Annotated in this window: 13 protein-coding genes, 1 tRNA gene and 4 pseudogenes; 9 read left to right on the top strand and 9 right to left on the bottom strand. The window is 67.3% G+C overall.

Features of this window, described 5'->3' with window-relative positions:
- The first annotated feature begins 36 nt into the window (after positions 1-36).
- Both NK1_RS19235 and NK1_RS36060 read left to right on the top strand, forming a co-directional pair.
- Positions 37-110, top strand: a tRNA-Met gene (locus tag NK1_RS19235).
- Between the two features lie 7 nt (positions 111-117).
- Positions 118-366: pseudogene (locus tag NK1_RS36060) on the top strand (winged helix-turn-helix domain-containing protein); the annotation flags it as partial.
- Positions 367-453: 87 nt separating this feature from the next.
- On the opposite strand, the pseudogene NK1_RS35795 reads toward NK1_RS36060, so the two are convergent.
- Positions 454-540: pseudogene (locus tag NK1_RS35795) on the bottom strand (hypothetical protein); the annotation flags it as partial.
- Between the two features lie 306 nt (positions 541-846).
- Here NK1_RS35795 and NK1_RS19225 point away from each other — a divergent pair.
- Together NK1_RS19225 and NK1_RS19220 are read left to right on the top strand one after the other, a co-directional pair.
- Positions 847-1,341, top strand: a complete 495-nt coding sequence (locus NK1_RS19225; protein WP_245660667.1) for a MarR family winged helix-turn-helix transcriptional regulator — start codon at positions 847-849, stop codon at positions 1,339-1,341.
- Positions 1,335-2,057, top strand: a complete 723-nt coding sequence (locus NK1_RS19220) for an FAD-dependent monooxygenase (RefSeq protein WP_157104348.1) — start codon at positions 1,335-1,337, stop codon at positions 2,055-2,057. Before NK1_RS19225 ends, NK1_RS19220 begins: the two co-directional genes overlap by 7 nt.
- A 59-nt stretch (positions 2,058-2,116) precedes the next feature.
- Here the strand turns inward: NK1_RS19220 and NK1_RS19215 are convergent, their stop codons facing one another.
- Complete coding sequence (locus tag NK1_RS19215) at positions 2,117-3,820, bottom strand: MFS transporter (protein WP_063010472.1); 1,704 nt, start codon at positions 3,818-3,820, stop codon at positions 2,117-2,119.
- A 126-nt stretch (positions 3,821-3,946) separates the two neighbouring features.
- On the opposite strand from NK1_RS19215, the gene NK1_RS19210 reads away from it, so the two are divergent.
- Positions 3,947-4,159, top strand: coding sequence for a hypothetical protein (locus NK1_RS19210; protein ID WP_063010469.1), 213 nt, complete (start codon positions 3,947-3,949; stop codon positions 4,157-4,159).
- Positions 4,160-4,682: 523 nt separating this feature from the next.
- A complete protein-coding gene (locus NK1_RS19205; RefSeq protein WP_063010594.1) occupies positions 4,683-5,261 on the top strand; it encodes a TetR/AcrR family transcriptional regulator in 579 nt (192 codons plus the stop codon).
- 12 nt (positions 5,262-5,273) lie between these two features.
- Here NK1_RS19205 and NK1_RS19200 read toward each other — a convergent pair.
- A pseudogene (locus tag NK1_RS19200) lies at positions 5,274-5,687 on the bottom strand (nucleoside deaminase); the annotation flags it as partial.
- A gap of 108 nt (positions 5,688-5,795) precedes the next feature.
- A pseudogene (locus tag NK1_RS19195) lies at positions 5,796-6,307 on the bottom strand (LysR substrate-binding domain-containing protein); the annotation flags it as partial.
- Between the two features lie 109 nt (positions 6,308-6,416).
- Here NK1_RS19195 and NK1_RS34615 point away from each other — a divergent pair.
- On the top strand, positions 6,417-6,578 hold the full coding sequence (locus NK1_RS34615; RefSeq protein ID WP_157104347.1) for a hypothetical protein: 162 nt from the start codon (positions 6,417-6,419) through the stop codon (positions 6,576-6,578).
- 40 nt (positions 6,579-6,618) lie between these two features.
- Here the strand turns inward: NK1_RS34615 and NK1_RS19185 are convergent, their stop codons facing one another.
- Positions 6,619-7,515, bottom strand: a complete 897-nt coding sequence (locus NK1_RS19185; RefSeq protein WP_063010465.1) for a cation diffusion facilitator family transporter — start codon at positions 7,513-7,515, stop codon at positions 6,619-6,621.
- Positions 7,516-7,636: 121 nt separating this feature from the next.
- Here NK1_RS19185 and NK1_RS19180 point away from each other — a divergent pair, with 121 nt between their 5' ends.
- Positions 7,637-8,518, top strand: a complete 882-nt coding sequence (locus NK1_RS19180) for an SDR family oxidoreductase (RefSeq protein ID WP_369689823.1) — start codon at positions 7,637-7,639, stop codon at positions 8,516-8,518.
- Between the two features lie 31 nt (positions 8,519-8,549).
- Here the strand turns inward: NK1_RS19180 and NK1_RS19175 are convergent, their stop codons facing one another.
- Positions 8,550-9,515: a LysR family transcriptional regulator gene (locus NK1_RS19175; RefSeq protein ID WP_063010462.1), complete on the bottom strand. Its 966-nt coding sequence runs from the start codon at positions 9,513-9,515 to the stop codon at positions 8,550-8,552.
- A 71-nt stretch (positions 9,516-9,586) separates the two neighbouring features.
- Between NK1_RS19175 and NK1_RS19170 the strand changes: the two genes are divergently transcribed.
- Entirely contained in the window at positions 9,587-9,988 is a 402-nt protein-coding gene (locus NK1_RS19170) for a nuclear transport factor 2 family protein (RefSeq protein WP_063010460.1), read from the top strand.
- A gap of 48 nt (positions 9,989-10,036) precedes the next feature.
- Here the strand turns inward: NK1_RS19170 and NK1_RS19165 are convergent, their stop codons facing one another.
- The 3 genes from NK1_RS19165 to NK1_RS19155 all read right to left on the bottom strand — a co-directional run bounded on the left by NK1_RS19165 (position 10,037) and on the right by NK1_RS19155 (position 13,341).
- A complete protein-coding gene (locus NK1_RS19165) occupies positions 10,037-10,744 on the bottom strand; it encodes a cyclase family protein (RefSeq protein ID WP_063010458.1) in 708 nt (235 codons plus the stop codon).
- An 88-nt stretch (positions 10,745-10,832) separates the two neighbouring features.
- Positions 10,833-12,050: a cytochrome P450 family protein gene (locus tag NK1_RS19160; protein ID WP_063010456.1), complete on the bottom strand. Its 1,218-nt coding sequence runs from the start codon at positions 12,048-12,050 to the stop codon at positions 10,833-10,835.
- A gap of 10 nt (positions 12,051-12,060) precedes the next feature.
- Complete coding sequence (locus tag NK1_RS19155) at positions 12,061-13,341, bottom strand: cytochrome P450 family protein (protein ID WP_084461195.1); 1,281 nt, start codon at positions 13,339-13,341, stop codon at positions 12,061-12,063.
- Positions 13,342-13,390: the final 49 nt, after the last annotated feature.

The following is a 13,390-nucleotide window of genomic DNA, read 5'->3' as shown; positions in this document are numbered from 1 at the left end:
TTTCTCCGGCCGGTTGCGTAGGGTTGGACATACCGACGCGGGGTGGAGCAGCTCGGTAGCTCGCTGGGCTCATAACCCAGAGGTCGCAGGTTCAAATCCTGTCCCCGCTACTAGGGAGTGCGGTCCCGGAACCACAGGTTCCGGGACCGTTTTCGTTGGTCCGGTGCCTGCGTGAGCCCGGCGACCAGAAGGGAGTTCGATCTGCTCCTGATGCTCGCGTCCAGGCCGCGCGAGGTGGTTACCCGCAGCGCCATCATGGAGCAGATCTGGGACGGTTCGTGGCCCAGTCGCACCCTCGACACCCACGTCAATACCTTGCGCCGGAAATTGGGCGGCGGTGAGTGGATCGCGACGGTGCGGGGCATCGGCTTCCGGTTCGTCGGCGACGGGGCGATGAAAACCGCCGGCGTCCGCGGTGAGGACCGCGACTATGCCCGCTCGGGTGCGCGCGGGCGGCTGCGGGCCGGCGTGGGCGAGTTCGCCGTCCTCGACGAAGGTCTGCGCGAACGCCGTGAAGTCGCGTTCGTCCAGGCGCTGCATCTGGTCGGCGTAGAACTGCTGCACCTCCGCGTACAGTTCGCCCTGGCTCACAACCGCCGTCACTTCATCGCTCCTTCGCAGGTCGGTGGGGGCAAATATGTTCGCGCACCGGTTCGTTCGGTAGCGCCGGGTCATGGCTCGACCAGCCCTGCCCCGCTTGCATCGGTCGCCGCACCCGGGTACATGGGTACGCGTGGTGCCGGATGCGCGGTCAGTGATACGGCGACCCCCAAACTATGCACCTAAAGTGCTTATCAGGCAACCGGGCAATCACCGAAGGGTCTCAGTCGGAGGTATGCTGACGGGGTGGCCGAGGGTGATATGTCGTTTCCTCCGCTGTCCGAGCGGACGTCCTTCCTGATCGGGCAGCTGGGCTATCACATCGCGTTTCGGTTCGGCGACGCGCTCGCGCCGCTGGGCATCGGGCCACGCCACTTCAGTACGTTGAAGCTGTTGCAGGCCCACGACGGCCAATCGCAACAACAACTGTGCGACACGCTGCGGATTCACCGCAATGTCATGGTCGGACTCGTCGACGACCTGGAGAAACGCGGGTTCGTGGAGCGACGCCGACACCCTGCCGACCGGCGCGCGCACGCGGTGCATCTGCTGCCCGCCGGGCAGGAGATGTTGTTGCAGGTCGAACCGATCGTGCGCGAACTGGACGACAGTATTCAAGAGCCGCTGGAGCCCGGTGAGCAAGCCGTCCTGCGCGAGCTGTTGGACAAGGTCGTTGCGGGCGCGGGCCTCGCGCCCGGTGTGCATCCCGGCCTCAGCCGCGGTATGGGTCCGACCTGCTGATTCGCGTCCTTACCGGTGCCGTCGCCCGGCCGGCGGATGGTCGTGCTGGAGGAGTTGGAGGAGTTGGAGGCGGCCCGGCGACGTGGCGCCCACATCTATGCCGAGATCGCGGGCTACGCCACCCGCAGCAACGCCTACCGGGGCCGACATTCGGCGCGGTTACCGCCGACCCGGACTTCGACGAGATCGCGTCGGCCTGGTCGCTGGTCACCGGTGAGTCGATCGGTCACGGGAAACCCCTGTGGTGCAATGCTTTCGACAATACGAGCAGACAGGTGACGCAGTACCGCAGGGGGAGGATCCTGCTGGCCGGCGATGCCGCGCACCGGCAGATGCCGGTGGGCGGGCAGGCGCTGAACCTCGGACTGCACGACGCCGCAGAACTCGGCGGACGATTGGCCGGACGGGTGCGCGCTGTGGGTGACGACGAACTCCTCGACGGCTATCACCACGAGCGTCATCCGGCCGGTGCCCGCACCTTGGCCAATATTCGCGCGCAGACGGCGCTCCTCCTGGGCGGCCCCGAGGTGGAACCGGTCCGGGAGTTGATGACCGAGTTGATGCGTATCCCGGCGGTGCACTCCCGGCTGGCGAGCATGATCAGCGGGGTGCTCGTGAAATGTGATGCGGGACGCGATCGCCCGAGCGGCGAATCCGGTTCCGCCCGCGCTTCGGCGCCGTCCGTCCCGGCGGAGCAGGACGAGGAGATCGGGTAGCCCGCTCAGACGCGGCACCGGCCGCGTCGAGCGAGCATTCCCGGCGGGAACCGATGTGATCACACTCGAACCAGTTCGTCGTCCGGCTCGTCGAGTTCGTGGTGTTCCACGCGGGCATCCTTGGGCAGCGCCAGGAAGCCCAGGCACACCAGCACCATCAGTGCCACGCCGAACCACAGCGTGTAGGCGAAGGTATGCGCGAAGTTGACCGTATTTGCTTGCTTTCCCGCGTCCGACAGCGTCTGTGCCAGTGCGGGTGAGGCCTTCGCCGGGTCCACGCGGCAGCTGTCCGGCACCACGGTCGGATCCATCTGCGCCGAGCGGTCTCCGACGCACGCCCGGAAATTCGCCAGTACGGCGTCCTGCGCGGACTCGGGAAGACCCTGCGCGGTCAGCTCGGCGCGGGCCTGCGGTGTCACCGCGTCGGTGCCGCGCGCCGAATCGTGGTCCAACTGGGTGAAGAATACGACGCCGACCAGCGCGACCCCGAGTGCCAAGCCCAATTGCTGTGCCGCGCTGAGCACTCCGGACGCACTGCCGGCCTCGTCGGCGGGTACCTGACCGAGGAGCAGGTCGATGGTCGGCGCCAGCACCGCGCCGAATCCGAGACCGGTGACGATCAGCGGGAAAATCATCTGCCACGACGCGAACGCGCCTTCGTAGTGCGCCGTCATCACACTGTAGAGCGACAGCCCGGCAATGGTGACCAGGCCGCCCCCGACGAGCACTCGGCGTCCGAATTTCGGTGCCAGCGTATTCGCCGAAAGGCCCGCTCCCATACCGGCGCCGACGGCGAAGAACACCGCGGTCAGCCCTGCCCGCATGGGCGTCCAGCCCAGACCCTCCTGCATGAACAGTGTCCACACGAGGAAGAAGCCGCCGAATCCGATCCAGAACAGCATCCAGGCGACGAGCCCGACGGCGAAGGGACGCGAACGGAACAGCGCGAGTTCGATCAGTGGTGAACCGGACTTGCGCGTTCGCCACCGCTCATAGGCGATGAACACGCCGAACACCACTGCCGCCGCGGCCATCATGAGGAATGTCCAAGCAGGCCAGTGCAATCGGCGACCCTCGGTGAGCGGATAGACGAGCAGCAGCACGGCCGTGATCGCGAGCACCATGCCGGGGACGTCCAGTCGCGGCGCGGCCGCCGAACGCGAATCCCGCATCACCGCGGCCGCCACGACCAGCGCGATGATGCCGACCGGCACGTTGACGAGGAAGATCGGACGCCAGCTCAGGCCGAGCAGATCGGCCTGGACCAACAGGCCGCCCAGTGACAGGCCGACCGCGGACGCCGACCCCGAGACACCGCCGTACAGCGCGATCGCCTTTCCGCGTTCCTCTTTCGGGAACGTCACCCGAATGGTGGCCAAAATCTGAGGCACCATCAGTGCGGCGAACACGCCTTGGACGAACCGCGATCCGATGAGCATCGAGGGACTGGTGCTGACACCGCAGGCGAGCGACGCCAGCGTGAATCCGGCCATGCCGATCAGGAAAATGCGCTTGCGGCCGTAGATGTCGCCCAAGCGGCCACCCGTGATCAGTACGGCCGCGAAAGAAACCACGTACGCCGCTACGACCCACGCGAGCTGCGAATACTGGGCTTGCAGATCGGTCTGCAGACTCGGCAGCGCCACGTTGACGATCGTGACGTCCAGCAGATCCATGAATCCGGCGGCGAGCACCACCGCGAAGGCGATCCAGCGGCGTGAGTCGGGCGGGGAGGAGTCCGCCGTCGAGAGAGGGAGGGGCATCGTAACCTCGTCGTTTTCGAACGGTGAGCGGAACAGACCCTCAAACTATGCACTTAATGTGCTTATCAGACAACCATGCAATCACCGAGAGGGCGTAGTTGGCCGGCTCACGGGCCAGCCGTCCGGATGGGATGGTTCGTCGGCGGTCACTTCGTCTCGCCGGCGGGTCACGCGGCGGCGGAGTTCGCCCTCGACAGCCCGGATTCGGCGCGAACCTACAGCGACCGGCTCCACGCCTGGGCCGAGCAGAAGTACGACATCAGCCGCGGTCGTCGCAGACTCCGGCAGCAACTGAACCGGACGGGACTGGTGACGGCGGAAATTCCGGATCCCGCGTAGTAGGCGGCGGCGCCGGCATCAGCGGGCGGGCCGTGGTGGCGGCGCTCGCGCTGCCGGGAAGGTTGGCGGAACTCAACGATGCGATCGACTCCGAGCACACGTCGAAACCGGCTGTTGTGCCACTGATTTCTTCATCCACACCTGCGGAAAGGAGCCCTCGATGGTGCTCGCGATCGAGATCATCTTCTACCTTGCCATCGCGCTGTCGCTATGGTTCCTCGGATACGTCGTCTACCGTCTACTGACCGACGATTCGAGTCACGGCTAGGTCCGGGCGGTTGCACGGTCGATCCGGCAATACCCCGCACCGTCGTGTGCTACCGCGCCCCGTGCCTGCCGTGCCGGGGCCACCCGCCCTTGGGGTTGGTGACCGTGGGCGGAGGAACGGGGCGAGTAACGAAGCGCCGCTGGTCGGCCTGGGCCGGGAAGGTTTTGTGCTGCTTTCGCATATTTGAACCGCCTCAGGTGTAGTACTCTGATCGAAGTGTTTTGAACCGTAGTACTACAGATGGAGTGGTGTCAAGTGGTGCGTACGAATCCGGAACGCCGGCAGGCTCTGCTGGATGCGTCGATCGAGGTCCTGGCCCGGGAGGGGGCTCGCGGGCTGACCTTCCGGGCGGTGGATCAGGAGGCGGGAGTCCCGGCGGGAACGGCATCCAACTACTTCCCCAACCGGGATGCGCTGCTCGTTCAGGTCGGCAACCGCTATTACGAGCGGCTGATCCCGAGCGAGGAGGCGATGGCGAAATCGCGTGGACCGCAGACCCGCGAGAGCATGACCGAACTCATGACCGAGGTGGTCGAGCGCGTCTTCCATTTCCGCACCGGCTATCTCGCGATTCTCGAACTGCGGCTGGAGGCCACCCGGCGTCCCGAACTGCAGGCGCTGCTGACCGAGCGAGTCCGCGCGGACCTGGACTTCAACATCGCCAACTTTCGGGAGTCGCAGCTGCCCGGCGACGAGGACGCCGTGGTGCTGCTGTACCTCGCCTTGAACTGGCTCATCCTCGAACGGCTCACGCTCCCCGGCATTTTCGACGAGCGGCGGGCCGCGGAACTGGTGCACACGATCGTGGAGCGTGCCATTCCCGTCGCGGGGTGATCGGCGTTTGCCTCACTCGGCCGTCGGTGCTCCCGCCACCCGGCGCTCGCCGTTGTTGCGTTCCTGCCAGCGGCGGTAGACGTCGACCGCATCGGTGCGGGATTCGTGGCGCATCGGCAGGCGGCGCTGATCCCACGGTTGTGTGAATTCGTCGTAGAAGGTGTTCAGCTCGAAGTACTTCCGGTCGTCGACGTAGTGCGGAGCGTAGGCCTCGCGGGTGGTGAGGAAGACGACCTTGTCGGGGGAGCAGTAGTACAGCGCGCCCAGGCACATCGGGCAGGGCAGGGCGAGGATGTAGATCGTCGTTCCGGTCAGATGTTCGGTGCCGAGGGTGGTGCAGGCCCGGCGGATCGCGAGGATCTCCGCGTGTGCGGTCGGGTCGGCGGTCTGCGCGACCAGGTTGGGGCTCTCGGCGAGAACTTTCCCAGAGGGTGCCGGTACCGATGTCGAAGACCCAGCCTTCGACGGTGACGGCGCCGGTCGACAACGCCCGCGCCACTGCCGGATGGGTGGTCAGATTCGCTATAGATCGAATCAATAGTCGCGTGCGGTCGCGTGGATCTCGCTGGTGAACGCGCGGGCGGCGGCCGAATGGTAGGCGGTGTGGCGGCGCAGTAACTCCACCGTGCGGATGGGCAGGGAGGACCCAGGGGGATCGGGAGCAGATCGGCATGTGCCCGCGTGATCGCATCGGGCAGTACCGTGGCGAGCGATCCGCGCCGGACGAATTCCAGCAGCGCGCTGATCGAATTCGCCTCGACCGCGATATCCGGAGCGACGCCGCATTCGTCGAAGTATCGGTCGATGTGCAGGCGCGTGGCGAAGTCCGCACTCAGCAGCCCCAGCGGGACGCCGGCGAGGGCCGCGGCCGACAGTGGTTGCGCGGCAGTGGCGACCGGATGGTCTGAGCCGACGACCAGGCCGAGTTTCTCGGTGAACAGTGCGGTGTGGTCGACCCCCGCGGCGTGCGCGCCGGCGAAGGCGATCCCGAGATCGAGCCGGTCGGCGAGCAGATCCGCCTCGATCGGGCGCAACTCCATCGGCCGACTATAGATCGCGCCAATGGTCATGATGGAGACAGTGTCTTGGACGCTATCGCTCCTGTTCGGCATGCTGGCGATAGCAGCCACGCCGCCGATCGAAGCGAGGACAGCGATGAACCACGACAGCGTGAACCTGCGCCGGGCGATCGCCCTCGGCTGCGCGGAGGTCGTCGCCGCCAGTGATGCCGAGATCGCCGTCTCGGGACCGCATCTGGGCGACGAGGCGCTCGTCCCGTTCCGTCGCTACGTCGAAACCTTCGGGGAGACAGCATGATCGGCGCTGCACCGGAGCGGTTGCGCCGGATGCGAGCCACTCAGCGCGCCCACTCCACCCACCGGCGATCCGCGGTGAACACCACCGACGTCGAGTGGTGGTAATTACGAGCATTCAGCTGGGCGTCGATACCGGCGCGGATGGCGTCGAAGGATTCGACGGTGCGTTCGGGGGTCCGGGGATCGAGGACGAAGGCGAGTTCCAGATCGAGGCGGCTGCCCACGGTGGAGGCGCGCACGAAGGATGCGGCGAAGCCGTGGTCGGCGCGGACCCGGTCGCACAGCTCCTCGACGTCGGTGACCACCGAGTGCGGGGCGGCCATGGTGAGAATTTCGCGAAAGGCGGAGCGGAACAGCCGGATCGGGATCCAGAGATAGGCCAGGGACACGATGATCACCAGCGCGGGGTCGACGTAGCGCGCGATGTCGTCGCGGCCGGCGGCCTCCAACGCCACCGCCGCGCCGAATCCGGCCAGGGTGATCAGACTGAAGGCGGCGTCGCCGCCCCATTCGGCGGCCTCCGCCCGGACCAGCCCCGAGCCGGAGCGTCCGGCCCGCCACAACACCAGCGCCACCAGCACACTGAGCAGTGACGCGGTGATCGCGTACGCCAGCGCGGAGACGGCCGAGACGGCCCGGCCGCCGTGCAGGATCTCCCGCACGGCGTTCACCGATCCGTAGACGCACAGTCCGCCCAGGGCGGTCGAGCGCACCACGATGGCCACCGGCTCCCAGGTCTCGCGCCCCCACGGATACGCCGTGTCGGCCCCCTTCGCGACGGTCCGCTGCGCCGCCACCGACACGGCCGAAAGCGCAATGCCCACAAGGGAATACAACCCGTCGAACACGATCATCTGCGATCCCGCGGCCAGCCCCCACGCCAGCGAGACCACCACGAACACCACCGAGGCCCACATCGAGAACACGAGCGCGCGCATGCGCTCACGCTACGACCCCGCTGTCACCGGCGGACCGATTCGCCCCGGGAACGGGGTGGGTGTCGGGGCCCGCGTTCGTTCTTCGGAGATCGTCGATTGACGAGGTTTCATTAGCCGCCTAATGTTTGTCGATAGGCGGCTAACGATTGGGAGCGAAATGATACTGATAACCGGCGCTACCGGACATATCGGCCGGGAGCTCGTGGCCGAACTCGACAGAGCGGGTGTGCCGATGCGTTTTTTCGTCCGCGACCCGGCGCGCGCCGCCGATCTTCCGTCGTCCGCCGAACGCGTGGTCGGCGACCTGACGGACCCGGCAGCGTTGCGGGACGCCTGCGAGGGGATCGACTCGCTGTTCCTGCTCGTTCCGGGACTCGCGGTGGAGCCCGCCCGGTATGCGGTGATGGCGGCGCGGCACGCCGGGATCCGGCATTTGGTGCTGGTGTCGTCGTACAACGTGCTGGGCGATCCGATGCCGGCCATGGGGCGCTGGCACCACGAACGGGAGGACATCGTCGGCAGCTCGGGCATGTCCGCGACGATCCTGCGCCCCGGCGGATTCATGACCAATGCCCTGGAGTGGGCGCCCGATATCCGCGCGGGCCGGCCGGTATTCGATCCGACCGGTCCCGGCCGCTACGCGCCGATCGACCCCGCCGATATCGCGGCGGTGGCGGCGATCGCGCTCACCGAACCGGGACACGACACCACCTACTGCCTCACCGGCGAGCAGACCTTCACCATCGGAGAGCAGGTCGCGGTGCTGGCCGGCGCGCTCGGCCGGACGATCACGGTCGAAACCGCCACCACCGCCGAGGAGGCAGTCCGCTCCCGCTATCCCCAAGGGGCGCCACCGGCCCTGGCGGCAGCGATCCTGGAGGGATTCACACTGATGCGCGCCGACACCGTCGGCCTGCGGACCGATACGGTGCGGCGGTTGCTCGGCCGCGCACCGCGAACCTTCGCCGACTGGTGCGACCGCAACCGCGACCGATTCCGTTGACGGACAACGGTTTCGGAGCGGCGAGCTCGCGCTACGGCTGCGGGTTCGCTCGCGAACCCGCGGCGTTCGGGCGCAGCCGCCCCCGCATCTCGCTGGTGAGGGCTGCCGCGCTATCGCGCAACGCCTCGATGAACGCATCGGTCGCCACCGAGGGTGCGGTGGTCTGTCCTGCTCGAGTCGCTGCGCTGGGTGCCATCCGCACCACCCGGGTGGGACGCACCGCCGCCGGGTGATCGATCCTGACCAGCGCGATATTCGCGGGTACCGCCGGCGCCGCGATACCGGGCACGACGGTGATGCCCGAACCCGCCGCCACCAGGCCCAGTTTCGCGATCCAATCCCGCGCGACGAAGGCGATATCGGGTTCCTGCCGGGAATCGCGCCACGCGCCCAGCAGGGTGCTGCCGTGCTCGGTACTGCCCGCGATCCAGCGTTCGTCACGAAATTCCGCCGGAGCCGCACTGATCCGCCCGGCCAGCCGGTGGTTCGACGGCACCGCGACCAGCAGCGGATCGTCGAGCAGCACTTCCACCTCCATATCGGCGGCGAGCGTGCCGGTCTCGGTGACGACGGCCAGGTCCAGCCGGCCGCGCGCCACCGCGGTGAGCAGGCGGGCAGTGGTGCCCTCGCGCAACGGCACCCGCGCCGATGTGGCTGCCACCGCTCGCGGCACCAGTGCGGCCATCGCGGTTGAGAACGCGCCGACACGCACGGTCGCGGGTGGTCCCGCGGTCAGGCGATCCAGTTGATCGCGGGTGCTGTCGAGTTCGGTCAGCACCGCTTCGGCGTGCCGGACCACGATCTGCCCGGCCGCTGTCGGCGTGACGCCGCGCGCCAGCCGGTCGAACAGCGGATGCCCCGCCGCCTGTTCCATCAGCGAAATCTGCCGCGACACCGCGGATTGGGTATAGCCCAGCCGGTCCGCGGCGGCCGAGAAAGAGCCGCAGCGGGCGGCCTCGCGCACCACACGCAAACCGAGGATCGTGAACTCACCCATGCGGAATACTGATATCAGAGATGCGAGATCATCGCTTGTCGCATAGGTCGTCCGTGTTTAGCGTCGGCGGTATGAGTGTGAACGAGAACAGAGCGCTGCTGCGCGACATCTTCGACCGGATGGCCGCCGGCGAGACCCGGGCGCTGAGCGATGCGATGGCTCCGGAATTTCGCTGGACCTTCCCCGGAAACTGGTCGTGGACGGGCACCTGGGAACCGAAAACGGCTGCCGTGCAGGGCCTTCTACGCCCGCTGATGGCACAGTTCACCGAGTATCGGATCAGCGCGGACGCCGTGCACGCCGACGGTGACCGGGTGATCGTGCAGGCCCGCAGCGCCGCCACGACGGTCCGCGGCGAGCCGTACGATCAGTACTACTGCTTCGTCTTCCGGGTCGAGGCCGGGCGGCTGCTCGAGGTGACCGAATACTGTGACACCGCATTGGTGGAGCGAGTTCTCGAACCGCTGCGATGAGTGGGTCCATCCGGGCGACTCGGGGCCCGTGATACCGCCACCGGCTCTTCAGGATCCGATCAACGCATAGATCGATGCCGGTGACCCCGAGCCGCCCACGGTGACGAATCCGCCCACGACGACCGTGAAGTCCCGATCCGGCAGCTCCTCCAGGTGGGCGAGTATCTCGAGGCTGAGGCGGTGTTCGCGGTACAACAGTTTCGATACCTGATAGCTGTCGTCGATGCCGATATCGGGACTGAAGGCGTCGGTGCCGAGGGCGCCGCGCCGGCCGAGTACGCCGTGGTCGAGCAGCCAGTGCACCGCCGCCACCGAGAAACCGGGGTGCCGAAGGCGGCCCTGGTCGTCGACCGAGGCGAAAGCATCGGTGCCCCAATATCTTTCCCAGCCGGTGCGTAGAAGGACGGCGGCCTCGGAAGGGAAGGGGCCGTGCCGGTCCTGCCATTCGAGCAGATCGTCGACCGTGACCGCGTAATCGCGATCGTGTTCCGCCCGCGCGCTGATATCGATGCGGACGCCGGGCAGGACGAAATCCTCGGGGGCGAGCCGATCGGCCGTCGCCGCACCGGCGGTGAAGTGGGCCGGTGCGCCCCAATGGGTTCCGGTGTGTTCGCCGACGGTGACGGCCTGCAGATGGAAGCCGTGTTCGTCGAGTGTGGCGATCGTGTCGATTCGCGGCGCGGGATCACCGGGATACACCGAGACGACCTCGGCGGACAGCGGATGCGACAGATTTCGCACGGCCGAATACGCCATCGGTTCACCTCCCGTGTGGGCACCACCCGGACGAGATCTCGCGCGGTTGCGTGCCGGCACCGATGTGCCGGCGCGCAACCCGCCGACACTATCGCAGGTACACCGGAACCGAGACGTGCCCGTTGGAGATGAAACTGCCCAGCGGCTTCAGCTCGGAAGGGTCGACCGCCAGCCGCAGATCCGGGAAGCGTTCGAACAGCGCCGGCAGCGCGATCGAGGCCTCCATCCGCGCCAGCGGAGCGCCCAGGCAGTGGTGCGCGCCGTGGCCGAAGGCGAGATGTTCCTTGTTCGCCCGATGTACGTCGAACTCGGCGGCGGTATCGCCATGCAGCTTCGGATCGCGGCAGGCCGCACCGTAGGAAGCGAGAATCGCCTCACCCTTCGGAATCCGGATCTCGCCGACCTCGATGTCCTCGACGGCGTATCGCAGTGGCAGATGCGCGACCGGCGCCTGATAGCGCAGCGTCTCCTCGACCAGTTCCGCCCACGGCACCCGGCCCTCGACCACGTCGGCGCGCTGCGCCGGATGGCTGAGCAGTGCCACGATGGCCTGGTCGATCAGGTTGAGCGTGGTCTCGTGGCCGGCGTTGATCACCAGCATCAGGGTGTCGACGAGTTCGGTCTCCGAGAGCTGGGCGCCGTCCTCGTTGCGCGTCGCGATCAGCACGCTGGTGATGTCGTCGCCCGGATTCTCCCGCCGGAACGACACCAATTCGCCGATCAGGCGGCCCATTTCGATGAAGTTCGCCTGCGCCTGCTCCGGTGTGAAGGAGGTGTCGAAGAAGCCGTCGACGCAGGCGTGGATGGCCGAGTCCAGATGGTCGGGCACGCCCAGCAGTTCGCTGATCACCCGGATCGGCACCGGATAGGCGTAATTCGGGCGCAGGTCCACGATCTCGCCCGGCGCGGTCGCGCTCAGCCGTTCGAGCAGATCCGCCACGATCGCCTCGATCCGCGGACGCATCGCGGTGGTGCGGCGATGCGTGAACGCCGGGGCGACCAGTTTGCGCAGCCGCCGGTGCTCGGTGCCGTAGGCGGTGAACATGTTCTGCGCCGCCACCCACGGCTGCAGCGGCCACGACTCGTTGATGTCACCGTTGATATAGGCCGACCAGTGCTGGCGCGGATCCTTCGACACTCGCGGATCCGACAGCAGATTCTTCAGCACGACCGCATCGGTCACCGACCAGGCCGGCACCCCGCCCGGCAACTCCACCAGCGCCACGGGACCACGTTCCCGGATGCGCTCGTTCTCGGCCTGGATATCGGCGCCGGTCAGATCGAGTACCAGTGGTTCCTGCTTCATCGGAAGCTCCTTACACCAGATTCAACGGAGGAGATGCGGGGAAGGTGACCGGCAGCGCTGCCATCGCACGGTGGAACGGGCCGGGACGCCAGGTGATTTCGCTCGGCTCGATGGCCAGGCGCATCTCGGGCAGTGCGTCGAGCAGCTGGTCGATCGCGTCCTGCACCACCAGGTAGGCCACCGAACGGGCCGGGCAGGCGTGCGGTCCGGCGCTCCAGGCCAGATGCGAGCGGTTGCCGGTGCGGTCGCCACCGGCGATGACCGGATCGTTGTTGCACGCGGACAGGCTGATGACGACCGGCTGGTGCGCGGGCAGCCAGGCGTTGTCGATCAGAATGGGCTGGCGCGGATAGCTGATCGAGAAGTTCGCCATCGGCGGATCCTTGAACAGCACCTCGTCCAGCGCGTCGCGGGTGGAGAGGCTGCCGCCGAGCATGCCGCCGCCGAACCGGTCGTCGGTGATCATCAGCAGCAGGGTGTTGGCGATCAGGTTCTGCTGGGGCTCGATACCCGCACCGTAGAAGCTGATCAGGTTGTAGAGCATCTCCTCGTCGCTGAGATTGGCCGGGTGGTGGGCCAGCCGCGAGGTGACGTCGTCGCCGGGCTCGGCGCGGCGCAGGTGGATCAGCTCCATCAGCGCCTGGCTCAGATGTTCCATACCCCAGGCCGCGTTCACGGTGTCGAACAGCGCCGCCATACCGGTGGCCACTCGCTGACCCAGCTCGGCCGAACAGCCGACCATGCGGTTCAGCGATTCGAAGACCAGGGGGAAGGCGTACTGCGACACCAGATCCGCCGATCCGGCCTCACAGAAGCTGTTGATCAGCGGGATCGCGATCTTCTCCACCGTGCTGTGCAGCGCGTGCAGATCGATGCCGTCGACGGCCGCCGTATACGCCTGCCGGTAGCGCAGGTGGACATTGCCGGCATTGCGCAGCGCGTTGGGATACCACTGCATCATCGGCCGCACCGGGCAGTCCTCGGGAATCGTGTCCTGCCACGCCCGGGGGTCGGCCGGGAAGTGCTCGGGATCGTTGAGGATTCGCAACGCGGTGTGGTAGCCGATCACCAGCGTGGCCGGGACGCCGGGGGACAGCTCGATCGGGACCAGTGAACCGTAGCGACGGCGCATCTCCCGATACGTGCCGTGCGGGTCGGCGGCGAATTCCGGTGTGTCCAGCAGGATCCGGGGGCCGTCGGTGTCGACCGGGGAGCCCAGGTGCTGGACCGGGCAGGTGGCGGGACCGCCCGCGCCGGGTAGTGCGGACAGTGCAGAACGTGGTGTGGTCAAAAGATGTGACTCCAGAGAATGAACTGTCGAGCGCGACGAAGAATTCCGC

The sequence above is a fragment of the Nocardia kruczakiae NBRC 101016 genome (assembly GCF_001612965.1).
Taxonomy (GTDB): Bacteria; Actinomycetota; Actinomycetes; order Mycobacteriales; family Mycobacteriaceae; genus Nocardia; species Nocardia kruczakiae.
The sequence above is the reverse complement of the archived record's forward strand: the minus strand, read 5'-3'. Positions and strand labels throughout refer to the sequence as shown.

Excerpts from the sequence above, each read along its gene's own strand:
- NK1_RS19215 (WP_063010472.1), bottom strand. The coding sequence starts at position 3,820 with ATGCCCCTCCCTCTCTCGACGGCGGACTCCTCCCCGCCCGACTCACGC.
- NK1_RS19210 (WP_063010469.1), top strand. The coding sequence starts at position 3,947 with ATGGGATGGTTCGTCGGCGGTCACTTCGTCTCGCCGGCGGGTCACGCG.
- NK1_RS34615 (WP_157104347.1), top strand. The coding sequence starts at position 6,417 with ATGAACCACGACAGCGTGAACCTGCGCCGGGCGATCGCCCTCGGCTGC.
- NK1_RS19185 (WP_063010465.1), bottom strand. The coding sequence starts at position 7,515 with ATGCGCGCGCTCGTGTTCTCGATGTGGGCCTCGGTGGTGTTCGTGGTG.
- NK1_RS19180 (WP_369689823.1), top strand. The coding sequence starts at position 7,637 with ATGTTTGTCGATAGGCGGCTAACGATTGGGAGCGAAATGATACTGATA.
- NK1_RS19175 (WP_063010462.1), bottom strand. The coding sequence starts at position 9,515 with ATGGGTGAGTTCACGATCCTCGGTTTGCGTGTGGTGCGCGAGGCCGCC.
- NK1_RS19170 (WP_063010460.1), top strand. The coding sequence starts at position 9,587 with ATGAGTGTGAACGAGAACAGAGCGCTGCTGCGCGACATCTTCGACCGG.
- NK1_RS19165 (WP_063010458.1), bottom strand. The coding sequence starts at position 10,744 with ATGGCGTATTCGGCCGTGCGAAATCTGTCGCATCCGCTGTCCGCCGAG.
- NK1_RS19160 (WP_063010456.1), bottom strand. The coding sequence starts at position 12,050 with ATGAAGCAGGAACCACTGGTACTCGATCTGACCGGCGCCGATATCCAG.